General features: G+C 71.3%; 20 protein-coding genes. 11 read left to right on the plus strand and 9 right to left on the minus strand.

The window, feature by feature from the left end; genetic code table 11:
* The first annotated feature begins 91 nt into the window (after positions 1 to 91).
* From O7614_RS06045 to O7614_RS06060, 4 genes are all read left to right on the plus strand, one after another.
* Positions 92 to 769: a lytic transglycosylase domain-containing protein gene (locus O7614_RS06045; protein ID WP_278137493.1), complete on the plus strand. Its 678-nt coding sequence runs from the start codon at positions 92 to 94 to the stop codon at positions 767 to 769.
* Between the two features lie 107 nt (positions 770 to 876).
* On the plus strand, positions 877 to 1,530 hold the full coding sequence (locus tag O7614_RS06050; protein ID WP_278137494.1) for a rhomboid family intramembrane serine protease: 654 nt from the start codon (positions 877 to 879) through the stop codon (positions 1,528 to 1,530).
* A 105-nt stretch (positions 1,531 to 1,635) separates the two neighbouring features.
* Entirely contained in the window at positions 1,636 to 2,604 is a 969-nt protein-coding gene (locus tag O7614_RS06055) for an NAD(P)/FAD-dependent oxidoreductase (RefSeq protein WP_278137495.1), read from the plus strand.
* A 65-nt stretch (positions 2,605 to 2,669) separates the two neighbouring features.
* Positions 2,670 to 4,325 (plus strand): hypothetical protein, encoded by a 1,656-nt coding sequence (locus O7614_RS06060; RefSeq protein ID WP_278137496.1) that lies wholly within the window; start codon positions 2,670 to 2,672, stop codon positions 4,323 to 4,325.
* A 23-nt stretch (positions 4,326 to 4,348) separates the two neighbouring features.
* On the opposite strand, the gene O7614_RS06065 is transcribed toward O7614_RS06060, so the two are convergent.
* Positions 4,349 to 5,320, minus strand: coding sequence for a DMT family transporter (locus O7614_RS06065; protein WP_278137497.1), 972 nt, complete (start codon positions 5,318 to 5,320; stop codon positions 4,349 to 4,351).
* Positions 5,317 to 6,348 (minus strand): class II fructose-bisphosphatase, encoded by a 1,032-nt coding sequence (gene glpX / locus O7614_RS06070; RefSeq protein WP_278137498.1) that lies wholly within the window; start codon positions 6,346 to 6,348, stop codon positions 5,317 to 5,319. The genes O7614_RS06065 and glpX overlap by 4 nt, the downstream gene beginning before the upstream one ends.
* A 159-nt stretch (positions 6,349 to 6,507) precedes the next feature.
* On the opposite strand from glpX, the gene O7614_RS06075 reads away from it, so the two are divergent.
* The 3 genes from O7614_RS06075 (at position 6,508) to O7614_RS06085 (ending at position 9,175) form a co-directional block, all read left to right on the plus strand.
* Positions 6,508 to 7,155, plus strand: coding sequence for a DUF4245 domain-containing protein (locus O7614_RS06075; protein WP_278137499.1), 648 nt, complete (start codon positions 6,508 to 6,510; stop codon positions 7,153 to 7,155).
* Between the two features lie 117 nt (positions 7,156 to 7,272).
* Complete coding sequence (locus O7614_RS06080; RefSeq protein ID WP_278137500.1) at positions 7,273 to 8,085, plus strand: hypothetical protein; 813 nt, start codon at positions 7,273 to 7,275, stop codon at positions 8,083 to 8,085.
* A gap of 241 nt (positions 8,086 to 8,326) precedes the next feature.
* The gene (locus O7614_RS06085; RefSeq protein WP_278137501.1) at positions 8,327 to 9,175 is read left to right on the plus strand and encodes a hypothetical protein; all 849 of its coding nucleotides are present in this window, start codon (positions 8,327 to 8,329) and stop codon (positions 9,173 to 9,175) included.
* A 125-nt stretch (positions 9,176 to 9,300) separates the two neighbouring features.
* Here the strand turns inward: O7614_RS06085 and O7614_RS06090 are convergent, their stop codons facing one another.
* The 3 genes from O7614_RS06090 to xseA are packed head-to-tail and all read right to left on the minus strand — an operon-like array spanning position 9,301 to position 10,920.
* Complete coding sequence (locus tag O7614_RS06090; protein ID WP_234584122.1) at positions 9,301 to 9,522, minus strand: exodeoxyribonuclease VII small subunit; 222 nt, start codon at positions 9,520 to 9,522, stop codon at positions 9,301 to 9,303.
* A gap of 10 nt (positions 9,523 to 9,532) precedes the next feature.
* Entirely contained in the window at positions 9,533 to 9,691 is a 159-nt protein-coding gene (locus O7614_RS06095; protein WP_278137502.1) for a hypothetical protein, read from the minus strand.
* Entirely contained in the window at positions 9,688 to 10,920 is a 1,233-nt protein-coding gene (xseA, locus tag O7614_RS06100) for an exodeoxyribonuclease VII large subunit (RefSeq protein WP_278142168.1), read from the minus strand. Before xseA ends, O7614_RS06095 begins: the two co-directional genes overlap by 4 nt.
* Before the next feature lie 170 nt (positions 10,921 to 11,090).
* Here xseA and O7614_RS06105 point away from each other — a divergent pair, with 170 nt between their 5' ends.
* Together O7614_RS06105 and O7614_RS06110 are read left to right on the plus strand one after the other, a co-directional pair.
* On the plus strand, positions 11,091 to 12,077 hold the full coding sequence (locus O7614_RS06105) for a 4-hydroxy-3-methylbut-2-enyl diphosphate reductase (RefSeq protein ID WP_278137503.1): 987 nt from the start codon (positions 11,091 to 11,093) through the stop codon (positions 12,075 to 12,077).
* 40 nt (positions 12,078 to 12,117) lie between these two features.
* Complete coding sequence (locus tag O7614_RS06110) at positions 12,118 to 12,561, plus strand: hypothetical protein (protein ID WP_278137504.1); 444 nt, start codon at positions 12,118 to 12,120, stop codon at positions 12,559 to 12,561.
* A 70-nt stretch (positions 12,562 to 12,631) separates the two neighbouring features.
* Here O7614_RS06110 and O7614_RS06115 read toward each other — a convergent pair whose 3' ends face one another.
* Positions 12,632 to 15,931 (minus strand): S8 family serine peptidase, encoded by a 3,300-nt coding sequence (locus O7614_RS06115; protein WP_278137505.1) that lies wholly within the window; start codon positions 15,929 to 15,931, stop codon positions 12,632 to 12,634.
* 149 nt (positions 15,932 to 16,080) lie between these two features.
* Positions 16,081 to 17,241, minus strand: a complete 1,161-nt coding sequence (locus tag O7614_RS06120; protein ID WP_278137506.1) for a DNA recombination protein RmuC — start codon at positions 17,239 to 17,241, stop codon at positions 16,081 to 16,083.
* Positions 17,242 to 17,294: 53 nt separating this feature from the next.
* On the opposite strand from O7614_RS06120, the gene O7614_RS06125 reads away from it, so the two are divergent.
* Positions 17,295 to 18,095, plus strand: a complete 801-nt coding sequence (locus O7614_RS06125) for a hypothetical protein (protein WP_278137507.1) — start codon at positions 17,295 to 17,297, stop codon at positions 18,093 to 18,095.
* A 136-nt stretch (positions 18,096 to 18,231) separates the two neighbouring features.
* Here the strand turns inward: O7614_RS06125 and ppc are convergent, their stop codons facing one another.
* Positions 18,232 to 21,018: a phosphoenolpyruvate carboxylase gene (gene ppc / locus O7614_RS06130; protein WP_278137508.1), complete on the minus strand. Its 2,787-nt coding sequence runs from the start codon at positions 21,016 to 21,018 to the stop codon at positions 18,232 to 18,234.
* Between the two features lie 127 nt (positions 21,019 to 21,145).
* The gene (locus tag O7614_RS06135) at positions 21,146 to 22,222 is read right to left on the minus strand and encodes a hypothetical protein (RefSeq protein ID WP_278137509.1); all 1,077 of its coding nucleotides are present in this window, start codon (positions 22,220 to 22,222) and stop codon (positions 21,146 to 21,148) included.
* 71 nt (positions 22,223 to 22,293) lie between these two features.
* On the opposite strand from O7614_RS06135, the gene O7614_RS06140 reads away from it, so the two are divergent.
* Positions 22,294 to 23,334 (plus strand): S66 peptidase family protein, encoded by a 1,041-nt coding sequence (locus O7614_RS06140; RefSeq protein ID WP_278137510.1) that lies wholly within the window; start codon positions 22,294 to 22,296, stop codon positions 23,332 to 23,334.
* Positions 23,335 to 23,336 lie beyond the last annotated feature (2 nt).

Consider the following 23,336-nt stretch of genomic DNA (forward strand, 5'->3'; position numbering starts at 1 on the left):
GGCAACCGGTCGGGGCGCTCGTGGCACGGCTGACGGCCCACCTGGGGCCTGCGCCGGGCCGCGTCCTTGCCCCCGACGAAGGGACCACTTCGTGAGTCGGCTGTGGAGCCGGTTGGGTGCCCGTACTGCCGCCGTGGCGCTGCTCTCCGTGGGCGTAGCCGGCGGCTTCTACCTGGGCGAAGACCGGGAAACCCAGCAACAGGGCCTGGCCGAACAGGTCAGCCAGGAGGTCGACCGGGCCGATCTCGCGTACCAGCGCGAGCGGCAGGCCGCCCACCAGGTGAAGTTCGCCCAGCAGCGGGCCGCCGAATACCAGGCCAAGCTGCGCGCGGCGCAGGCCGCCAAGGAGGCCGCCGAGCGGGCCCGTCAGGCCGAGGCCGCCGCGGCGTCCCGTAAGCGCGAGCGCGATGCGGCCAACGCAACCGCCAAGCCGTACGACGGGCCGATTCCGGCGTCCTGCGAGGAGTACAGCGGCAACCGCAAGATCGGCTGCGCGCTGATGATCGACGCTGGCTTCGGCATTGCCGAATTCCCCTGCCTGGACAAGCTCTGGAACAAGGAGAGCGGCTGGAACCACAAGGCCCGCAACTCCTCGTCCGGTGCGTACGGCATCCCGCAGGCGTACCCGGGCAACAAGATGAGCGCCTTCGGTGCCGACTGGCAGACCAGCCCGGCCACCCAGATCAAGTGGGGGCTGAGCTACATCAAGGGCAGGTACAAGACGCCCTGTGGCGCCTGGACCTACTTCCAGAACAACAACCACTACTGACGGCTCTCGAAGGCGGGGCGGGTGGCTCTCCACCCGCCCCGCCTTCGCGCGTACTCCGAACGGGACGCGAGTGGCGGTCGGACGCTTTTGCTGATAGCAGTTGTACGGTGACCCTGCACCCGTCAAACGGCGACCCCTACCGGTTCGGCACCGAGGCGTTCTACGCCGCGCTCGGCCGGGCCTTCGTCGCCATGTGCGCGGTGGTCCCGTTCCTCTTCCTCATCGAGGCCGCCGACCAGGGTCTCGCGTTCGGCCTGGACGCCACGGCCGGCATCATCCCGCAACGCATCGACGGGCTGGACGGCGTCTTCTTCTCCCCGTTCCTGCACCACGGCTTCGACCACCTCTACAGCAACAGCATCCCGCTGATCCTGCTGGGCACGTTCGTCCTGGCCGCCGGAGCCCGCCGGTTCCTCTGGTCGACGCTGGTCATCATCCTGGTCAGCGGTCTCGGCGTCTGGTTCACCGGTTCGCCCAACTCGGTGGTGGTCGGCGCGAGCGGCGTCATCTTCGGCTACCTCGGCATCCTGCTCACCCGGGGCATCGTCGAGCGGAGCTGGTGGAACTTCGCGGTCGTCCTCCTGGTCGGCCTGCTCTACGGCTGGCAACTGGTCGGCATCCTCCCCACCGACGAGCGGATCTCCTGGCAGGGCCACCTGTTCGGGCTGCTCGGCGGGGTCGTCGCGGCGATCCTGTTCCGGCGACGGCGGCCGACCGTGGAGGGGCCGGACTACTCGGGCTCCACGCTCAGCCTGCCCTGACCGATTCCTCGGCGCGCCTCTGGGACGTGCTTGCCCGACCGCCGCCGCCCGCCTACGGTCGAGATCAGCAAGCGTTGATCCGTAAGCGGAAAGCGACGGTACGCCATGCGTGAGGTCGATGTCGCCGTGATCGGGGCCGGTCCGGCCGGTCTCTTCGCCGCCTACTACGCCGGGTTCCGGGGCCTGTCGGTGGCCGTGATCGACGCGCTGCCGGAGCCGGGCGGTCAGGTCACCGCGATGTACCCGGAGAAGTTGATCCTCGACGTGGCCGGTTTCCCCGCCGTCAAGGGCCGCGACCTGGTGGCCAACCTGGTCGCCCAGGCAGCCCCCTTCCATCCGCAGTACCTGCTCGGCACCCGCGCCGAGAAGCTCTCGTACTCCGATGGCCGCCCGGTGCTCGGCCTGGCCGGTGGCGAGCAGCTCGACTGCGGCGCGGTCGTGATCACCGGCGGGCTCGGCAGCTTCAGCCCTCGGCCGCTGCCGTGCGCCGACGGGGCGCCCGGCACCGGCATCGTCTACTTCGTCACCGAGCCCGCCGAGTTGGCCGGCCGGGACGTGCTCATCGTCGGTGGCGGTGACTCCGCCTTCGACTGGGCGCTGGCGCTGCAACCGTTGGCCCGTTCGGTGACCCTGGTGCACCGGCGGGAGAAGTTCCGGGCCCACGCTTCGACGGTTGCCCGGGTGCTGTCGCTGCCGGTGCGAGTGGTGGTCAACGCCGAGGTCAGCCGGTTGCTCGGCGACGGCGCGGTGACCGGCGCAGAGGTGACCGTGCGCGGCGGCGCGGCCGAGACGCTGCCGGTGGACATCGTGGTGGCGGCACTCGGCTTCACCGCCGACCTGGGCCCGCTCGCCGAGTGGGGGCTCCAGCTGGACCGCCGGCACATCCTGGTGGACAGCGCGATGGCGACGAACCTGCCGAGGGTCTTCGCGGCGGGTGACATCACCGAATACCCGGGCAAGGTCCGGCTGATCGCGACCGGCTTCGGCGAGGCCGCGACAGCCGTCAACAACGCGGCAGTGGCGATCGACCCGAGCGCGCACCTCTTCCCCGGGCACTCCTCCGACGCCGGCTGACCGTCGGTACCGGAAGCAGACCGGTCCGTAGCCGGACCGAGATCCGCTCACCCGACCCTGATGGAATGACCGGTCCCGAGGCGCGGCTCGACGGTGCACCGACGACACTGTCCTGGCTCTGCCACCCCACCACGCTGCTCGCCCTGGTCCTGCTGGTCGTCAACGACCACGTGTTGAAGCCCGCCTTTCCCGGGCTGCTGACCGGCAAGCTGAGTGACGTCGCCGGGCTGGTGCTCGCTCCGCCGCTGGTCGCGGTGCTGCTGACCCTCCTGGTGCCGCGACTGCCGGCCCGGATCGCCGCGGTGGCCGGTCTGGTCGCGGTGGGCGCCGGGTTCGCTGTCGTCAAATCCAGCGGGTACGCGGCCGAGCTCGCCTCCTCGGCCTGGACCGTGCTGGCCGGACCGTCGCTGGTCCGGGCCGACTGGACCGACCTGCTCACAGTGCCGGCCCTCGGCCTGGCGTGGTGGAGTTGGACGCGGGCCCGCGAGCGGCCGGTGCGGCAACGGGCCGCGCGGTTGGCCCGAATGCTCGTGGTGCTACCACCGGCGGTGCTGGCCGTGGCCGCCACCAGCGCCGTCTGGTACCCCTACGCCCTGGGAACCGCGATGCTCAACGACAAGCCTGCGATCTCGGTCGGCAGCGGCTACAGCACGCAGAACTGGCCGACGAGTCCGTCGGACGGGGCGTGGGCGGTCAGCGACAGCGGCGGGGCCACCTGGCGAGCGGCCACCGAGGACGAGAAGCAGCGACTGAACCACCAGGACTCGCCGCGCCGGCAGGCCTGCGCACCCGACGATGCCCGCCACTGCTACCGGGTGGTCACCGGGCACCTGCGGGTGGAGCAGAGCGACGACGCCGGTGTGACCTGGCGGGTGGCCTGGGAGGTGCCGGACGGGCAGCGCGAGGCACTGGGCCGCCAGTCACCCAACCCGGGTGACATCGGTCGCCACTTCGCCTCCCGTGAGCTGATCGTCTATCCCCGCGACGGTGGCGGCCACGAGGTGCTGGTCGCCAACGGTCGGGACGGTTTCCTCCGCAGCCTGCCGAACGGGGAATGGCAGCGAGACGGCTTCCTCTTTGAGGATGGCCGTAGCGCGATCCACGGGGAGGCCCTGCCCAGGCTGGAGGGCAGCAGCCCTCGCACCCGATCGTTCGATCTGCTGCTCGCCGTCGTGCTCGCCATGGGCCTCGGGGCCCTGGTCACCCTGGTGGCGAGTTCTCTGGCCGTCCGCCGTGCGGGTGGCGGGAGCTGGTGGGGATTCGTCGGCGGTCTGCCGATGCTGCTCGCGGGGCTCGCGTTGACGGCGTTCTGGTACCGAGGCGACGACATCCTCGGGGTGTCGTTCATGTTGGCCGCCACCCTGGCGGTAGGCATCGCACCGGCCGTCGTCGTGTCCGTCCGCGCCTGGTACGAGGGCGCGACGACGCGCTGGGTCGGCTGGATGCTGGTCGGCCTCGTGTTCACCGTCCTCCTGGCCGGAGTGCCGCTGATCGGCTGGGTGGGCGGCAACCCACCGGACACCCGGACGGCAGTGTCGTTGGCCCTGCTGGCCACCCTGCCGGGCCTGCTGCTGGCCATCCTGACCTCCGGGCTGGTCGACCCGACCCTGACGCGTGGCCGGCGGAACAGGCCGCCCTACCTGCCCAACCCGCCCTATCCGCCGTACGTGCCCTATCCGCCGTACCCGCCCCGACCGCACCAGCACGTCCCGCCGCCCTGACCCCCGCCCCTGACGGTTGATGGTCAGCGACGGGCTGGTGGGGCGAGCGCGGCGACCAGCACGGCAACCAGGGTCAGCGCTGCCCCGAGCAGGGTCTTCACACCGGGATGTGAGGCCGCGGTGGGCAGCAGCAGGTCCAGCAGGACCGCGCCCACGATCTGCCCGGCGATGGTGGCCAGGCCGAGCAGCAGCACCCCGGTGAACTGCACGATCGCCGCCGCGATCGCGATGAACACGATGCCGATCGGACCACCCAGGTAGAGCCACGGCTCGGTGGGCAGATGCCCGGTGGGCCAACCGCGTACCGCCGTGTCGATCGCGAACGCCATGAGCAGGGTGACAGTGCCCACGGCGAAGTTGACCAGGGTGGCGGTCAACGCGCTGTCGGCCGCCGCGCGGACCTGTCCGTTGACCGCCTGTTGCCAGGCGATGGCCACCCCGGCGAGCAGTGGCAGCAGAGCGAGCGCCAGCGTGCCCGGGTCTTCCAGCCGGTCGCCCACCGCCAGGACGACCGCCAGCACGGTCAGCACCGCACCGGCCAGCCGCTGTCGGGTGACCGGCTGCCGGCCCGTCGGCCCGATCCCCGCCCGGTCCACGGCGAGGCTGCTGCCGCTCTGACCGGCCACCACCGCCACGGTGAAGACGGCCACGCCCAGCGAGCCGATGGTGAGGCCCTGGGTGGCCACCAGGAACGCCCCGCACATCCCGCCGAGGCACTGCCAGGGCCGCAACGCACCGATCGCGAGCGCACGCCGCAACGCGACCAGGCCGCGCCGGCCGCCGGGGGTGGCCGGCACCAGCACCAGGAGCACCACCAGGCCCAGGCCGAAGGACACCACCGCGGCGGCGAAACCGTCGGCGAGGCGTACCCCCAGCTCGCCGTTGATGCGCGACTGCACCGCCACCGCGACCCCGGAGACCGATGCCAGCGCGACGCCGGTGATCCGGCGGGTGGCCGACAGGACCCGCGGGGCCGCCGTGTCGGTGTTCGTCACTCCTGCTCGGCCAGCGGCCGGCCGTCGAAGTCGACCGCGGAGTAGAGCGCCAGCTTCTCCAGCCGGTGGTACGAGTCGATCACCCGGATGGTGCCGCTCTTCGACCGCATGACGATCGACTGGGTGTACGCGCCGCCGGCCCGGTAGCGCACCCCGCGCAGCAGGTCACCCGAGGTGACCCCGGTCGCCACGAAGAAGCAGTTGTCCCCGGTGACCAGGTCGTCGGTGCCGAGCACCCGGTCCAGGTCGTGCCCGGCGGCGATCGCCTTCTCCCGCTCCTGGTCGTCGCGCGGCCAGAGCTTGGCCTGCATCGCGCCGCCCATGCACTTGAGCGCGCAGGCGGAGATGATGCCTTCGGGGGTGCCACCGATGCCCATCAGCACGTCGACGTCCGACTCGCCCCGGGCCGCCGCGATGGTGCCCGCGATGTCACCGTCGGAGATGAACCGGATGCCCGCCCCGGTCCGGCGGATCTGCGCGACCAGGTCGTCGTGGCGGCTCCGGTCCAGCACGCAGACCGTCACCTCGGAGACGTCGGTGCCCTTGACCTTGGCGATCCGGCGTAGGTTCTCGGCCACCCCGGCGTTGATGTCGATCACGTCGGCGTACGCCGGGCCGACGGCGAGCTTCTCCATGTAGAACACGGCGCTGGGGTCGAACATCGCGCCCCGCTCGGAGACGGCGAGCACCGCCACCGCGTTCGGCATGCCCTTGCTCATCAGGGTGGTGCCGTCGACCGGGTCGACGGCGACGTCCACCTCCGGGCCGGTGCCGTCGCCGACGTGTTCGCCGTTGAAGAGCATCGGGGCGTTGTCCTTCTCACCCTCGCCGATCACCACCACGCCGCGCATCTGGATCGAGTTGATCAGCTTGCGCATCGCGTCGACGGCGGCGCCGTCGCCGCCCTCCTTGTCGCCTCGGCCCACCCACCGACCGGCGGCCATCGCCGCTGCCTCGGTGACCCGTACCAGGTCGAGGGCGAGGTTTCGGTCGAGATCCTGTGGGATCCGCGTCCTGGTGTTCGTCATGACGGCTGCTCCTCCTCGCGACGGTGCGGGGACGACCGGTGGCGGGGCGGTCCCCGCTGCCGGCTTTGTCGCTGATCCTCACACGATGGCCGACCCGGCGTCGGCGCGGGGCGGTGATGGCCCGGATACCGCCGGTCGGGCGGCTGCGAAGATGGAGGGGTGGAACCCGCACAGCCAGCCGACCGCGACCCCGCCGACCGCACGCCGCCCGACGGTCAGCCGCCGGTCGACGTCCCCACCGGCTCCGGTGGTGAGCCCGCCGCGACCGATCCGACGCCGCCCCCGCGGATGGTGTCCGGCAAGTCCGAGCGCTCACCGAAGGACATGGCGATCTCGCTGCTGGTGCTGCTCGTCCCGATCGCCTTGCTGCTGGCGTTCTACCGGGGCTTTCTCGGCGGTGACGAGCCGACCACCGTCGATCCGGCCCCGGCCATCGAGCAGGCCCGGTCGGCGAACGTGTTTCCGGTGAGCCAGCCGCAAGGGCTCGGCTCCGACTGGTCGACGGTCAGCGCCCGCTACCAGACCGTCGAGGGCGGTGCCAACCTGCGGCTCGGCTACCTCACCCCGGAGGGGCGGGGAGTCCAGCTCCTGCAGAGCAACGTGGCGGCGGAGCGGCTGCTCCCCGCCGAGTTGACCGACCAGGCCCAGCCGCAGGGGCCCACCGAGCTGGCCGGGCGCAACTGGCAGCGCTACACCGCCCGGGACAACCAGCAGGCGCTGGTCCTGCTGGAGCCGAGCCGTACGGTGATCGTCGTCGGCGATGCCCGGGACAACGAGCTGCGCGAGTTGGCCGGCTCGCTGCGCTGACGGGGAGTCCACCGATCGGCGGACGTCGGCGAGAATGAAGATCCGTTAGGCTGCCCCGGCTCAGGTCCGGCAGGTGTCGCCGCCGGACATTCCCCCCTGCTTCGAAGTGAGATCTTCGTGAACATTCGACGGTGGAGCTTCGGCTTCCTCGCCGCCACCCTGCTCGTCCCCGGCCTGGCCGCGTGCAAGTCCGACGCCGCCGAGCCGACCGCCGGCGCGAGCCCCTCCGCGCCAGCGGTCCCGGCCGACCCGAAGGAGGCAATGCTCGCCTCGACGAAGGAACTGGCCAAGGGTGACTTCACCTTCACCGTGGCCGGTGCCGAGATGACCGGTGGCGGTCTGGTGCACAAGCCCAGCAACAGTGCGCAGCTCCAGATGAAGCTCGGCGACGCGTCGCAGGACATGTCGATCGACATGGACCTGGTCTACATCGACTCCGAGAGCTGGGTGAAGATGGACCTCGGTGGCGCCCTGGCCGGCGCCATCCCTGCCGTGGCGAAGAACAAGGGCAAGTACCAGCACCTCGACAAGACCAAGGCCGAGGGCATCGAGGATCTGCAGCTGGATCCGGAGTCGCTCGACCCGATCGCCAGCGACGCGCTGATCAAGGGCGTGACCGACGTGCAGAAGACCGGCGAGGGCGCCTACGCCGGCAAGATCGACATCTCGGCCGTCGCCGATTCGGTCGCCCTGGACGAGGACGTCGTCAAGGCTCTGGGCGCACAGGCGAAGGCGCTGCCGTTCACCGCCAAGCTGGACCCGCAGGGCCGGCTCACCGAACTGGTCATCTCCGTGCCGGCGGCCGGCGAGACCGCCGCGCACGAGGTGAAGATCGGCTACTCGGGCTACGGAACCGGTGCCGGCGCGCAGAAGCCGCCGGCTGACAAGATCGTCGAGGCGTCGCCCGAGACGTACGAGATGTTCAAGTAGTCGGAACGGGGCCGGGGCGGCCCGACGCCGCCCCGACCCCGCCTCTCGGAGGCACTCGGCGCGGGTCGCGCACCGGCAATCGGACAGAAGGGTGATTGTCCGACGCGTCAACAGGGAACAGAGAGGGAGTGATCCGGGCGCGCTGCTCGGCCCGGATCGCGCGACGCAGCCGACGGTGCTGCTGCGTCGCCCGGTTTCCGGCGCCGCCCAGGTCGTCGGGTGACCCTCTTGGGAGACACGTATGACTGTCCGACGACTCGGCGCCGGCCTGATGGCCGCCGCTTTGATCACGCCCGCCCTGGCCGCCTGCGCCAGCGGTGGCACCGGCACCGCCGGCTCGACCGCGACCCCGACGGTGACCGCGTCCGGCACGGCGAGCCCGTCCGGGGCCCCGGTCGCGGGTGACGCCAAGCAGGCCCTGCTCGACTCCACCAAGGAGATCAGCAACGGCAACTTCCGGTTCGCCCTCGCCGGTGTCGGTTCGACGGTGGAGGGGCAGGTGCACCAGCCGAGCCAGAGCGCCGCCATGAAGATCGCCATCGGCGGTCCCTCGTCCGACCTGGCGATGAAGCTCGACGTGATCCACTACAAGCCGGACAGCTGGGTCAAGCTGGAGCTGAGCGGCCCCACCGCCAACAGCCTGCCGGCCATCAAGCAGCTCAACCTCGGCAAGTACCAGCACCTGGACCAGGCCCGGATCAAGGGCAACCGCAACCTCGGCTTCGACTTCGACAAGGTCGACCCGGCGGGCAGCGCGGTGCTGACCCAGGGCATCACCGAGGTACGCAGCACCGGCACCGGCGCGTACGCCGGCACCATCGACGTCACCAAGGCCGCCGAGGCCGGCTCCCTGAACGCCGCCACGATCGCCGCGCTGGGCACCCAGGCGAAGACGGTCCCGTTCACCGCGAAGGTGGACCCGCAGGGCCGACTCAGCGAACTTGTGCTGCAGTTGCCGGCCTCCGGGCAGACCACCGCCCGGGAGATCCGGATGACGTACTCCGACTACGGTGCCGCCACCGCCGCGCAGAAGCCGCCGGCCGACCAGGTCGTCGAGGCGCCGACCGAGCTGTACAACCTGTTCAGCTGACGTACGCGAATGGGGCGGCTCCGGCCGCCCCACCCGCGATCGCTGTTCGCCAAGCCCGACATCCGCGCAACTTCCGGGCGTCGGCGGTGTTCACCGTGTTGGCGCTCTGGTCGCCCTGGTGACAGTCAGGAAGCCGGGTCCTGCCGGGCGGCGTCGATCCGCGCCCGTGCACCGTCCAGCCAGCGTTGACAGATCACCGCCAGCGCCTCGCCACGCTCCCAGAGCGCCAGGGACTCCTCCAGGGACGTGCCGCCGGCCTCCAGCCGCTCGACCACCGAGGCCAGTTCGGCGCGGGCCTGCTCGTAACTGAGCCGCTCGTCCGGCCCGGCCTTCGTGTCGTCAGTCATCGCGTCCATCTCAACACACCGCCTGCCGGGCCGCCGCGTCGCCACTCAGCCGTTCGACCGCGTTGCCGCTCACCCGTGACGCCGGGTCGGTGCTCAGCCGGGCCACCGCGTCGCCACTCACCCAGGTCACCGCGTCGCCGCTCACCCAGTTCACCGTGTCGCCACTCACCCTTCGACCGTGGCGGCCAGCTCGCCGTCGGCCAGCCGTACCCGCAGCGGGTCGCCCTTGCCGACCTCCGCCGCCGCGCGGACCACGTGGCCGTCCGCGCGCTGCACGATCGCGTACCCCCGGTCGAGGGTGGCGGCGGGGGAGAGTGCGCGCAGCCGCGCCAGGGTGTGCCGCAGCTCGTCGTCGGCGGCGGAGAGCCGGTGTTCCAGGCAGCGGCCGGCCCGCTGGCGCAACGCGGTCAGCTCGGTCGCCCGTTGCTCCACCATCACCTGCGGACGGGCCAGCACCGGCCGGGACCGCAGCCCGTCGAGCCGGTGGGTCTCCCGGTCCACCAGGTTGCGGACCGCCCGTTCGAGACGGTGCCGGGCCTGGCCGATGAGGCGTACCTCCTCGGTGAGGTCGGGGACTACCCGCTTGGCCGCGTCGGTCGGGGTGGAGGCGCGGACGTCGGCGACGTAGTCGATCAGCGGCGCGTCGGTCTCGTGGCCGATCGCGCTGACCACCGGCGTACGGCAGCCGAACACCGCGCGGCAGAGCGCCTCGTCGGAGAAGGGCAGCAGGTCCTCGATGCCGCCACCGCCCCGGGCGATGATGATCACGTCGATGCTCGGGTCGGCGTCCAGCACCTTGAGCGCGTCCACGATCTGCGGCACGGCGGACGGGCCCTGCACGGCGACGTTGACAGTGCGGAACTCCACAGCGGGCCAGCGCCGCCGGGCATTGGTCAGCACGTCCCGCTCGGCCGCCGACGCGCGACCGGTGATGAGGCCGATGCGACCGGGCAGGAACGGCAGTCGGCGCTTGCGGGCCCTGTCGAAGAGCCCTTCGGCGGCGAGCAGCTTCTTGAGCTTCTCCAGCCGGGCCAGCAGCTCCCCGAGCCCCACCTGGCGGATCTCGTCGGCCCGTAGGCTCAGTGTGCCCCGGGCGGCGTAGAACTCCGGCTTGGCGTGCAGCACCACGCGGGCACCCTCGCGCAGCTCCGGCGCGCCGGCGTCCAGCACGTCCCGATTGGTGGTGACGGTCAGGCTCAGATCCGCCGACGGGTCACGCAGGGTGAGAAACACGGTGCTGGCTCCGGGGCGGCGGCTGATCTGCGCGACCTGCCCGTCCACCCACACCCAGCCCAGCTTGGCGATCCATGCCCCCACCTTCTGGCTGACCACCCGCACCGGCCAAGGCTCCTCGGCGCTGCTTCGCGCTCCCGCCCCCGCGCCTGCCCCCTCACCCATACTCACCCGCCCACCCTACGACCCGGCCCATCCGACCCGTCGATCATGAAGTTATCGCCCTCCGTGTCGGCGTGTCGCGCCGCTAACTTCATGATCAACGAGGTTGGGGGCGGGCCGGGGTGGGGTTGTGGTGCGGTGGCGGGTGAGGGGACGGCACGTAGGATGGGTGGGTGACTGAGGCTGAGGCGACCCCCCGGACCGGCAAGCGCGTGCTCCTGGCCAAGCCCCGTGGTTACTGCGCTGGCGTCGACCGCGCGGTGCAGACCGTCGAGGAGGCGCTCAAGCTCTACGGCGCCCCGATCTACGTGCGCAAGCAGATCGTGCACAACAAGCACGTCGTGCAGACCCTGGAGGCCCAGGGCGCGATCTTCGTGGAGGAGAACGAGGAGGTGCCGGAGGGGTCCACCGTCATCTTCTCCGCGCACGGCGTGGCCCCCGAGGTCTACGAGCAGGCCAGGGCGCGTTCGTTGAAGGCGATCGACGCGACCTGCCCGCTGGTCACCAAGGTGCACCACGAGGCGAAGCGGTTCGCCGCCGAGGACTACGACATCCTGCTCATCGGTCACGAGGGGCACGAAGAGGTCATCGGCACCGCAGGCGAGGCCCCCGCGCACATCCAGTTGGTGGACGGCCCGGACGGCGCCGACAAGGTCACCGTCCGTGATCCGGAGAAGGTGGTCTGGCTCTCCCAGACCACGCTCTCGGTCGACGAGACGCTGGAGACGGTGGCCCGCCTCAAGCAGCGGCTGCCACTGCTGCAGTCGCCGCCCAGCGACGACATCTGCTATGCCACCTCCAACCGGCAGCACGTGGTCAAGGAGATCGCCGCCGACTGCGACGTGGTGATCGTCGTCGGTTCGACCAACTCCTCCAACTCGGTTCGCCTGGTCGAGGTCGCCCTGGACGCGGGTGCCCGTGCCGGTCATTTGGTCGACTTCGCCCACGAGATCGACGACGCCTGGCTGGAGGGGGCCACCACGGTGGGCCTGACCTCCGGCGCGAGCGTCCCGGACGACCTGGTCCAGGATGTGCTGACCTACCTCGCCGACCGAGGCTTCGGCGACGTCGAGGAGATCACCACCGCCAACGAGCGGCTCACGTTCTCGCTTCCGCAGGAGTTGAGGCGGGACATGAAGGCCGCCGCGGCGCGCGGCTGAACGCGGGAACCAACCCGACCCCGCGTACGTCAGATTCGGCATGAGGACTCTTCGGCTCGCCGGCTCCGTGCTGGCCGTCTGCGTGGCGCTGAGCGCCTGTGGCAGCCAGGACGCCGGCGGCGGCACACCCACCCCGACCCCGACGGGAGCGCAGCCGGTGACCAGTTCGCCCACGCCGGACCCGACCGTTTCGCCGTCGACCGTCGACCCCACCCCGACCTCCGGCCCGGGGACTCCCAAGCCCCCGAAGCCGGGCGGCCCCAGCACGCCCCCGGGAGTCGGCGCCACCACCCTGAGCGGCACCGTGCAGGCCGGCGTGGAGCCCAACTGCGTGCTGCTCGACGGCTACCTGCTCCTCGGCGGCCCGCGTGACGTGCTGACGCCCGGTGCGCGGGTCGAGGTCACCGGTCGGGTCGAGCCCGGCATGATGACCACCTGCCAACAGGGCACCCCGTTCGTCGTGTCGGCCGCCCACCGGTCCTGATCGCTCGCTCCGACAAGCGGGAGCCCGCCCCCGATCCTGGGGACGGGCTCCTGCTGGTGTTACCGAACGATCAGTTCACGGCGCCGATGGACACGGTGCCGCGACCCACGATCGCACCCTCGGTCGTGACGATCGCCAGTTCACCGGAGAGCTGACGCCCGTCGGACGGAACGGCCACCGCCGTCACCGTGCCGGTGATGGTGGTCGACTCGCCGTGCATCAGCGGCACCGCGACTGCCGGGGCGGTGATCGTGCCCAGCGACGCGGACGCGAACGCGTCGTAGTAGTCGTACGCGGTGCTGGTGCCCGGCCCGTCGACCCCGTACGGCTCCACCACGACGCGGTAGGTGCCCGCGGCCGGGTTGGTCAGCGTCACCGCCTCCTCCGAGTCGCCGTCGGCGGCCCGACCGACCTCGGTGGTGCCTCGGTAGACGTACAGGTCCAGGTCGGCGCCCGCGTTCGCGGGGTTGCCGATCCGGGCGGTGAACGTCGACGTGCCCGCCGGGATCTCGACGGTCCACTCCTGGTTGGGGCCGCCCTCGGTGATGGTCGGACGCTCGGTGCGCACGCCGGTCAGCGCGCCGCTCCGGCCGCTGACCGAGACCGGGCCGAAGGTGTTGGTGACGTCCCAGCTCACGTTGGTCGGCTCGCCGGCCTCGACACTGGGCAGCTCGACCAGCTCCGGCTCGACCGTCAGGCCCTGCACCCGCGCCTGGAGCTTGAACGGGTTGTTCAGCGCCGGTGAGGTCCGCCGCGACTCCACCTCGATCTCCCAGACCCCGGGCAGCGGGTTCTGGTAGTCACGCTCCTGCGGCTTGCAGACGTTGACGTCGGAGAAGTTGGTGTAGCAGACGGTGCTCGCGGTGCTCTCCACCGGCACACCCAGCGGGTTGATGGCGATGAATCGGGTCTGCGAGCCGGTGGCGATCCCGGACAGGTTCACCTGGAGCGCCTTGGCGCCCTCCGGCACCGTCACGAAGTACGACGTGAAGCCGTTCCGGTCGACCGAGCCCTCGTTGGTGTACGAGAAGTTGGGCTTCTTCACATCGTTCGAGGCCACCACCACCGTGGAGACCTCGAAGTCGACCACGTTGGTGGCCGGGTCGTCGATCCGCATGATCGCGCCGTGCGCGCCCTCGGCCGTCGGCTTGGCGGTCACGTTGACGGTGACGGTCTTGTTGAGCGGCAGCGCGACCGTCTTCGGGGCCTTGAACGTGCCGTCGTTGCCCTGCAACGTGACATCGTGCTTGATGGTGCCGGCCGGGCCGCTGGTACGGGTGATCTTGACCGGGTAGGTCTTGCCCTGCCCGACCTTGTGACCGCCGTCGGACGCGCCACAACGGTTGTAGACGCCGGTGCCCCGACCCGGGTTCGGCACGAACTTCACGCCGTTCCAGATGGTCAGCTGGTCGGCCAGCGGGCTGCAGACCGCAGCGTCGGAGACGTACGACCGGGTCTCGACGCCCTGGCGCAGCAGCTGCCAGGCGCCCGGCACGTTGACCATGCCGTAGCCCTGCGCGTACGTCGGCACGCCCGCGATCGGCTTGGCCGAGGTGAACAGCGCACGCCGCAGGGCGGCCGGGCTGACGCCCCGGTCGGTGGCCTTGGCGGCCGACAGCAGCAGCGCGCCGGCACCGGCGGCCTGCGGGGACGCCATCGAGGTGCCGTTGAGCATCGCGTAGCCCGGGGGCAACGCGTAGCCGGCCTCGGGGACCGGGGCACCGAGCTGCCAGGTCGGTGCGGTGGAGATGGCCGAGCCGGGGGCGGCGATGTTCGGCTTGAAGCCGCCGTCCTCGCGCGGGCCACGGGAGGAGAAGTTGAACAGGGCGTTCTTCTTCCGCACGACCGACCCGTAGTTGGCCAGCCAGGTGTCCTTGCTGATGCTGGCGGCGGCACTGATCACGTTGCTGGCGACGGACGGGTCGCCGACCGTGTTGAGGCCCGGCCCGGAGTTGCCAGCCGAGATGACCATCTGCACGCCGTACGTCTCGATCAGCTCGTTGTAGAGGTTCGCCCGGGCGTTGTTGCCGTCGTTCAGGCCCGGAAGGCCACCGATCGACATGTTGACGATGTCGACCCCACGGTTGGCCACGAGGTCGATCATGCCGGTGGTGAGGGCCGCTGCGGTGCAGCCGCCGCCCCAGGAGCAGGCGCGGGCGGAGACCAACTTGGCACCCGGGGCCGCGCCGTCGAAGGCGTCGTTGCCGAGCATGTCGTTGGCGGCGGTGATGCCGGCGACGTGGGTGCCGTGGGTGCTCTCGACGATGCCGATGTTGACGTAGTCGTAGGTGCCCGGCAGCCCGATCGGCGCGGTGTTCACGTTCTTGCGGTACTCGACGACGAACGGCTGCCGCTCGGCGACCGGGGTCGCCGGGTTGTCGGTGCCGAAGTACCCGATGTCGTACTTCTCCTTGTACGGCCGCATCAGCGCGTCGTCGGTGAAGTTCCGGTTCTGGTTGGCGTCCACCCAGATGTTGTTCGTGGCCGGGTCGTACAGCACACCCCAGGTGTCGGTGGTGTCACCGTCGCGGTTGACGTCACCGCGGGCGTCGCTGTTGGTGGTGACCGACTCGCTGAACAGGTTGAACCGGTACGTGCCGGCCGGTGCCGTCCAGGTGCCGAGACCTTCGATGGTGAACGACGGACCGGTGACCTGGGTCTGCATCCGCCGCCACGTCCCGTCCTCCAGCGGGTCCGTCGCGGTCACCCAGTCGACGATCTTGCGCTCGCCGGTGGTGGTCTGCTGCAACGCCGGATGGGCCAGGTCGACACCGGAGTCCATGATGCCGATCGTGACGCCCCGGCCGTCCCACTCCGGGTGGGCCGCGGTGAACGCCACCGCGCCGGTTTCGTTCGTCGGCATGTACGGGTTGTCCGCCCGGGTGGCCTCGCCCGGCGCCCCGACCGTGGCCTGCCGTGCGCCGGCGGTGCCGGCGGGGGTCTTCTCCGGGGTCGGGTCGGGCAGCTGGATGACCTCGTCCAGGTCGACGGCCGACACGCCGGGCAGCCGTGCCGCCGTGAGGGCCTTGTCGGTCGGGACCTTGGCCAGCACGAAGCCGACCTTGTCCTGCCGCTGGCTGACCGTGCCGCCGAGCTTGGTGAGGCTGTCGGCGACGTCCCCCGCCTCGCCCTTCTCGGTGGAGACGATCAGGGTGACGGTCGGGGCCTTCTTCGCCTTGGCTTCGCTGAGCAGTTTGGCGTCGTGAGCGCCCAGCGTCTCGGCGGCGGTGGCCGGGGAAGCATCCGGTGCGGTGACGGGGGCGGCGGCCGCGGTGGCGGCACCACCCACGACGGTCACGGCGCTAGCCGCCAGGACCGACGCGAAGAGCGCGGCAGAGGTACGCCGGCCCAAATTTCGGGGTTTGCTCACGTTCTCTTTCCTCCAGAGAACAGGGCCCTCAGGGACAAGGGCGCATGGGTGAGCAAAATCTTTCGGTGTATCGATGAGCACTGTCACTACTGGCCAGTCCCTTGTGACCACTTCGTGACATGCATGCATATGCACTGTCAGATGATTGGCTAGCGGGTCGGGACCTCGTCGGCCGGGTCGACCAGTTCGGGTGCCTGCGGCTGCCGGGGCGTCAACTCGACCTGCCCGGGCGTCGCCAACTCATCGTCCGAGACGCCCAACTCGGCGAGCTTGCGGGCGCTGACCAGCACCCGCGCCTCCAACGAGCCGACAGCCCGGTTGTACGCGGTCACGGCACCGGCCAGCGACGACCCGAGCTTGCCCACGTGGTCGCCCAGGGTGGAAAGCCGCCCGTACAGCTCGCGGGCCAGAGTGTGCACCGCGAGCGCGTTCCGGGCCAGCGCCTCCTGCCGCCACGAGTAGGCGACCGTGCGGAGCAGGGCGACGAGCGTGGCCGGCGTGGCCAGCACCACGTTGCGCGTGAAGGCGTGCTCCAGCAGCGTCGGATCACGCTGGAGCGCGACGTCGAGGAACGGGTCGGCGGGGACGAACAGCACCACGAACTCCGGTGAGCTGTCGAACGCCGACCAGTACGATTTCGCGGCCAGGGCGTCGACGTGCCCACGCAGGTGCCGGGCGTGCGCGTCGAGGTGGGTGTCCCGGCCGCGCTCGTCGCGCGACTCCATGGCCGTCAGGTAGGCGTCGAACGGCGCCTTGGCGTCCACCACCACCGATCGTCCGCCGTGCAGCCGGACCACCAGGTCCGGCCGGACGACCTGCTGGTCGGTGGCGGCGGTGACCTGTTCGGCGAAGTCGCAGTGCTCAAGCATCCCGGCTGCCTCGACGATCCGGCGCAGCTGGTGCTCGCCCCAGCGGCCCCGCACCTGCGGTGCCCGCAGCGCCGCCACCAACTGCTTGGTCTCGGTGCGCAGCTCACCGGAGACCGTGCTCATCGAGCGGACCTGCTCGCGCAGCTCGGCGTACGCGTCGACCCGGTCGTGCTCCAGCTCGGCCACCCGTTGCTCGTAGCGGCGCAGGGTGTCGTGCAACGGGGCGACCGCCCGGGCCACCGCCTCCTGGGACTGCGCGGTGGCCTCGTAGCTGAGGGCCCGCATGGACTGCTCCAACCGGCCTTCGCCCTCGCGGGTGGCGGCCAGGGTGGCATCGAGGCGGGCGATGTCGGCCGCCGACCGGGAACGCGCGGCGAGCCAGCCCACCGCCCCGCCGGCACCGAGGCACACGATCACCAGGAGCAGCGTCGAGACGTCCATCACCGGAGCTTGCCAGACGGATGCGACGTGACCTCCGGGGTACGTTCGATGGCATGGAACTTGTGCTCTGCCTCGCGGTCGTGCTGGTCGGCGCGGTGGGCGCCGCAGCGCTCATCCGCGCCCAGGCCGGTGCCCGCCGCCGCACCGAGCTCGGCGACGCGCGCGCCGAGGCGCAACGGTGGTACGAGCGGCTCGGCGGTCAGCTGATCAACCTGCACGGCGACGACCCGGCGGTACGCCAGGCGCTTGCCGATGCCGGCGAGCGCTACAACGCGGCCGGCTCGCAGCTGGAGCAGGCGCGTACGCCGCACCAGTTCGGTCTGGCTCGGGAGACCGCGCTTGAAGGGTTGGCGTACATCCGGGCGGCACGTACCGCGTTGGGCATTGACCCGGGCCCCGAGGTGCCGGCCCTGGCCGCCGCCCGCGGCGTGGGGCAGCTCACCAAGGAGCGCGAGGTCGACGTGCAGGGGCAGACCTTCCGGGCCGGACCGCAGCCCGGCCGGGAAACGCCCTACTACTACCCCGGTGGGCGCTACCAGGGCCGGCCGGTGCCGGCCGGCTGGTATTCGACGCCCTGGTGGAAGACGGCGCTGGGCGCCGGTGCCGGCGTGCTCGGCGGCATCCTGATCGCCGACGCGCTGTTCTCACCGGCCTTCGCCGACCCCGGGTACGGCTACGACGCCGGCTACCAGGAGGGCTTCGGCGACGGGTTCGACCAGGGTGGCGACCAGGACTTCGGCGCTGGTGACCAGGGTGGCGGCGACTTCGGCGGCGGCGACTTCGGAGGCGGTGACTACGCCGGCGGTGACTTCGGCGGGTTCGGTGGCGGCGACTTCGGTGGCGGAGATTTCTGACTCCGCCCAGCCCGTCGATCATGGAGTTGTGGTGGCCGATTCACCCCTGTAGGCGGCTTTTGCGGGGCACCACAACTCCATGATCGACCGGCTCGACCGGCCGGACCGGGCCGGGCCGGCCGGGCCGGGCAGCTGATCAGCCGGTGTTGCGCATTCCGGCGGCGATGCCGTTCACCGTGGTGAGCAGCGCCCGCTCCAGGGCGGTGCCGTCACTCGGTGCGCGTCGACCGCCCGGGGCGGTGGCCACCGCTCGTCCGGCGGCACCGGACTCCCGGTACTGCCGCAGCAACGCCACCTGGAGGTGGTGCAACGGCTCCAGGTACGTGTCGCGAACGGCGAGGGTGCGCTGGAGCACCGGTGAGTTCTCCAGCAGAGCGGGCGAGGCGGTGACCGCCAGCAGCTCCCGCTTGGTGAGCTCGTACTCCTGCTCGATCTGCTCGAAGATCGGGTGCAGCTTCTTCGGCACCAGGGTCTCCACGTACCGACGGGCGATGTTCAGGTCGGTCTTGGTCACCATCATCTCGACGTTCGACAGGAACGTGCGGAAGAAGTGCCAGTTGCGGTGCATCTCGGCCAGCACGTCGGCCAGGCCGGCCTCGCGGGCGGCGGCCAGCCCGGAGCCGACACCGAACCAGCCCGGCACGATCTGTCGGGTCTGCGTCCAGCCGAACACCCACGGGATCGCCCGCAGACCGGACAGGCCCGCGCCGGTGTTCGGGCGCTTCGCCGGTCGGGAGCCGATGTTCAGCGCGCCGAGCAACTCGGTGGGGGTGGACGCCCAGAAGTACGCCGGCAGGTCCGGGTCCTCGACGAGCGACCGGTAGGAGCGGAACGCGGACTCGGAGACCACGTCCATCGTCGCGTCCCAGCGCTCCAACATCTCGGCCGGCTGCCGGGGTGCGGTGTGCAGCAGGGTCGCCTGCAGCACCGCTGCGAGCGTGAGCTCCAGATTCTCCCGGGCCAGGGACGGCAGGGTGTACTTGTCGGAGATCACCTCGCCCTGCTCGGTCACCTTGATCGCGCCGTCCAGCGTGCCGTACGGCTGAGCCAGGATCGCCTCGTGCGTCGGCCCGCCGCCGCGCCCGACCGTGCCGCCCCGGCCGTGGAACAGCCGCAGGCGCACCCCGTGCCGGGCGGCCACGTCACGCAGCGCGCGTTGCGCCCGGTGGATCGACCACTGGCTGGTGGTGATCCCGGCCTCCTTGTTCGAGTCGGAGTAGCCGAGCATCACCTCCTGCACGTCGCCCCGGGCGGTCACCAGCGCCCGGTACGCGGGCAGCGACAGCAGTTCGTCGAGGAGTTCACCGCCGGCGTTCAGCTCGGCCGGGGTCTCCAGCAGCGGCACGAACCCGATCCGGGCCCGCCCACTGTGCACGTCCACCAGGCCTGCCTCGCGGGCCAGCACCACGGCGGCCAGCACGTCGTCGACGCCCAGGGTCATCGAGATGATGTACGACTCGATCACCTCGCCGCCGAACCGGTCCTGTGCCTCCCGGATGGTCCCGAACACGTCGAACGTCTTGCGGGCCGGCTCGGACAGCGACGTGTCCACCGTGGACAGTGGACGGCGGCCGGTCAGCTCGTCGGCGAGCAGCTTGGTGCGCTCCAGCCGGGTCAGTGCCGGGTAGTCGGAGACCTCGCCGACCGCCTCGTAGAGCTGGGCGAGCACCGCGTGGTGCGCCTCGGCGTGCTCCCGGACGTCCATCGTCGCCAGGTGCAGACCGAAGGCGGAGACCGTGCGGATGGTGGAGGCCAGTCGGCCGACGGCGGTGAGCTGCCCGGAGTTGCGGGCCAGCGAGGCGCGCAGCAGATCGAGGTCGGCGATCAGCTCGGCGGAGCCGCGGTAGTCGCGCCCCGGCACGTGCACGGTGCCCTGGCGCAGCCGTAGCCGGGTGTTGGCGAGCTTCGCCTTCACGCAGCGCGCCTTGAGTCGGTACGGCTCCTCCGCGTTGACCCGACGGAACCGCGTCGCCACCTCGGGCAGTGCGTCCAGGTCGGCGGCGAGGCTGGCGGACAGGTCCAGGGACACCCCGCGCAGCCGGCGGGAGACCGAGACCTCGTTGATCAGGTGGTCCATCGCCTTCTCGGTCGCGGCGATGCCGTGCTCGTGCTGGATGGTCAGCACCTCGCGGGTGACCGCCGGGGTGACGAACGGGTTGCCGTCGCGGTCGCCGCCGATCCAGGTCCCGAAGCTCAGCGGCCGGGCCGTCGGCGAGGTTTCCACGCCGAGGGTACGCAGCGTGTCGGCCAGGTCGTCGAGCACCTGCGGGGCGGCCTCGGCGTACAGGTCGCGCAGGTAGTAGATGGCGTTACGGGCCTCGTCGGTCGGGTCCGGCCGGTCGAGCCGCAGCTCGTCGGTCTGCCACATCAGGTCCAGCAACTCGGCCAGGCGGCGGTTGGCGGGGCCCTCGTCGCTGGCGCCGTAGAGGATCGCGTTGGCCGTCTCGGCGTCCAACTCGTCGGCGATGGCACGCAGCTTGGACAGGATCGAGCGGCGGGCCGCCTCGGTCGGGTGCGCGGTGAAGACCGGTCGGACCGCCAACCGACGTGCCGCGTTGGCGATCTCCTCGGCCGGTACCCCACGCTCGGCGATCATCTTGGCGGCCTGGTCCAGCCACCCGCCCTGCACCGCGCGGCGGCGGCGCAGATCCCGCGCCCGGTGCACCTGCTCGGTGATGTTGGCCAGGTGGAAGTAGGTGGAGAAGGCTCGGGCCAGCTTGGTGCCGGTGGTCACGTCGAGCCCGCCGAGGCGCTGGGCGGCCGCCGGGGCGTCGGTGCGGACCTGGGCGCGGATCTCCTCGACGAGGTCGAGCAGCGGGCGACCCTCCTGGCGGGCCAGGGTCTGCCCGAGCAGGGTGCCGAGTCGACGGATGTCGGCCCGCAGCGCGGCGTCCGGGCCGTCGTGGTCGTGCTGATCGGTCACGATGCGCTCCCTTACGTGGTGACGAAGGACAGCGCTGTCCGACTTACTGGATGGTATCCGCGCGCGCCGGATGTGCGGAGGCCCCCCGGTGATCCACTGGCTTTGGATCGGCGTTTCCGGCGTGATCTCAGCCACCGTCCCCGGTCGACCCGGGGCCGGAGCGACCCGACCCGGGGCCGGCGGTGGCGGTCCGGCGGCCCCGGACGCTGGCGGTCCGGCGGCCCCGGACGACGCTGGCGCTGACCAACCCGACGATGCCGACGACCGCCCAGAGCGCGAGCGCGATCGCGGGCCAGCCGGCGGACCGCCAGTCGAAGTAGACCGCCGCCTTGGTGAGGTCGTTGGCGAGCCCGGGGATGTTCCACCGGTGCATGCCACGCAGCACCCCGGGCAGGAACTCGGGCGCGTAGATGCCGCCGGAGCCGGGGTTGCCGAGCACCACCAGCAGCAGGATGACCAGCGCGGTGCCCGCGACGCCGAGCCAACCCTGGATGGCGCTGGCGAACATCGCGGCGGCGAAGACGGCCAGCGCGCCGATCGCGGCGATCGTCGGCACGTCGTGCTGCCAGATGTCCAGGACCGGCCCGACCATTATCGCGCCGGCGATGCCGAGCAGCACGCTGTAGACCGCCAGGGCGGCAACGCGAAGTCCCGCCCGCCGTGCCGTGCGCGGGGTGGTGCCGGCGGAGATCCCGAGCACGGTCGAGGCCAGGTAGCCGCCGAGCACGTACCCGACGTTCAGGTAGAACGGCACCACCCCGCGCGGGTCGGCCGAGGTGACCGGCACCCGGTCGACCACCTGTAACGGGGTGCTGGTGCGGGCGGCGGCGTTGCTGAGGACCTCCTTGATCGCGCTGGTGGCGGAGGGGCCGGAGGCACTCGCGACCGTCAGACGCAGGCCGTTGTCCGGGCCGGTGCTGAGCACGGCGTACACCGCGCGGCTGAGCAGGGCGTCCTCGGCGGCGGTCGGGTCGTCGTACTCGATGGGTTTGAGGGTGGTGGTCTGGTCGCGCACGGCGTCGAGCGTCGCCCGCGCGCGTTGGTCACTGGCGACGACGCCGACCGGCAGGTCGCGGGGCGTGGGTTGGTGCAGTGCTCCGACATAGGCCGCGATGAACGCGGTGGCCAGCGCGAGCGTGCCGATGAGCAGCCCGATGCTGCGCGGCGCCCAGTCGCGGTCGCGCTTTTGCGGTGCTTCCTCCACATGAGGAGCCTAATGTCCGTTCATTGGGCGGCAGGACCGAAACCGGTTGGCCGGGCGGTTAGCCTTCGATCATGGGGACACTGATCTATCCACCCAAGCCGCAGCCGGGTGACCGGGTCGCGGTCGTCTCACCCTCCGCCGGCCTGCCGGGACTCTTCCCCCACGTGTACGAGTTGGGGCTGCGCCGGCTGCGCGAGGAGTTCGGCCTGGAGCCGGTGGAGTACCCGACCACCCGGGTCATGGGTGCGGACCCGAGCGACCGGGCCCGCGACCTGACCGCCGCGTTCGCCGACCCGAGCATCACCGCGGTGCTCGCCACGGTCGGCGGCGACGACCTGATCACGGTCACCCCGCACCTCGACGACGACGTGCTGCGGGCCAACCCCAAGCCCTACTTCGGTTACTCGGACAACACGAACGTGCTCAACCACCTCTACCGGCTGGGCATCGTCGCGTACCACGGCGGGTCGGTGCTGGTGCACCTCGGTCGGCCGGGCGCGCCGCACCCGTTGACCGTCGACTCGCTGCGCGCCGCGCTCTTCACCACCGACTGGTACGAGGTGACGCCCGCGGCCACCTGGGGTGACCGGCCGAACTCGTGGACCGAACCGGAGACGCTGGCCTACGAGCCGGAGATGCTGCCCGGCGAGGGTTGGCGCTGGCAGGGGCCGCAGCGGGTGGTTCGGGGGCGTACCTGGGGTGGCTGCCTGGAGATCCTGCACTGGCTGATGGCCACCGACCGGGTGCCGACCGCCGACGAACTGGACGGTTCCGTGCTGGTCTTCGAGACCTCCCAGGAGATGCCCAGCGCCCAGGAGGTGTTCCGGATCGTGCGGAACATGGGGGAGCGGGGCCTGCTCGCCGCCTTCCCGGCGATCGTCGTCGGCCGCCCCAAGGCGTGGGATTTCGACAAACCGCTGTCGGTGCCGGAACGGCAGGCCTGGGGCGAGGCCCAGCGGGAGGCGATCATGCGTGCGCTCACGCCGTACCAGCCGGACGCGGTGGTGGTCTTCGACGTCGACCTCGGCCACACCGACCCGCAGGTGATCATCCCGTATGGCGGGGAAATCCGGGTGGACGGCGTCGAGCGCAGGATTTCGGTGCGCTACTGACC

It is taken from the genome of Micromonospora sp. WMMD961, from assembly GCF_029626145.1.
Classification (GTDB): Bacteria; Actinomycetota; Actinomycetes; order Mycobacteriales; family Micromonosporaceae; genus Micromonospora.

Bases quoted from the DNA above. Each gene is read 5' to 3' on its own strand.
- O7614_RS06055 (WP_278137495.1), top strand. From the start codon at position 1,636: ATGCGTGAGGTCGATGTCGCCGTGATCGGGGCCGGTCCGGCCGGTCTC.
- O7614_RS06060 (WP_278137496.1), top strand. From the start codon at position 2,670: ATGACCGGTCCCGAGGCGCGGCTCGACGGTGCACCGACGACACTGTCC.
- glpX (WP_278137498.1), bottom strand. From the start codon at position 6,348: ATGACGAACACCAGGACGCGGATCCCACAGGATCTCGACCGAAACCTC.
- O7614_RS06085 (WP_278137501.1), top strand. From the start codon at position 8,327: ATGACTGTCCGACGACTCGGCGCCGGCCTGATGGCCGCCGCTTTGATC.
- O7614_RS06090 (WP_234584122.1), bottom strand. From the start codon at position 9,522: ATGACTGACGACACGAAGGCCGGGCCGGACGAGCGGCTCAGTTACGAG.
- xseA (WP_278142168.1), bottom strand. From the start codon at position 10,920: ATGGGTGAGGGGGCAGGCGCGGGGGCGGGAGCGCGAAGCAGCGCCGAG.
- O7614_RS06110 (WP_278137504.1), top strand. From the start codon at position 12,118: ATGAGGACTCTTCGGCTCGCCGGCTCCGTGCTGGCCGTCTGCGTGGCG.
- O7614_RS06120 (WP_278137506.1), bottom strand. From the start codon at position 17,241: ATGGACGTCTCGACGCTGCTCCTGGTGATCGTGTGCCTCGGTGCCGGC.
- O7614_RS06125 (WP_278137507.1), top strand. From the start codon at position 17,295: ATGGAACTTGTGCTCTGCCTCGCGGTCGTGCTGGTCGGCGCGGTGGGC.
- O7614_RS06140 (WP_278137510.1), top strand. From the start codon at position 22,294: ATGGGGACACTGATCTATCCACCCAAGCCGCAGCCGGGTGACCGGGTC.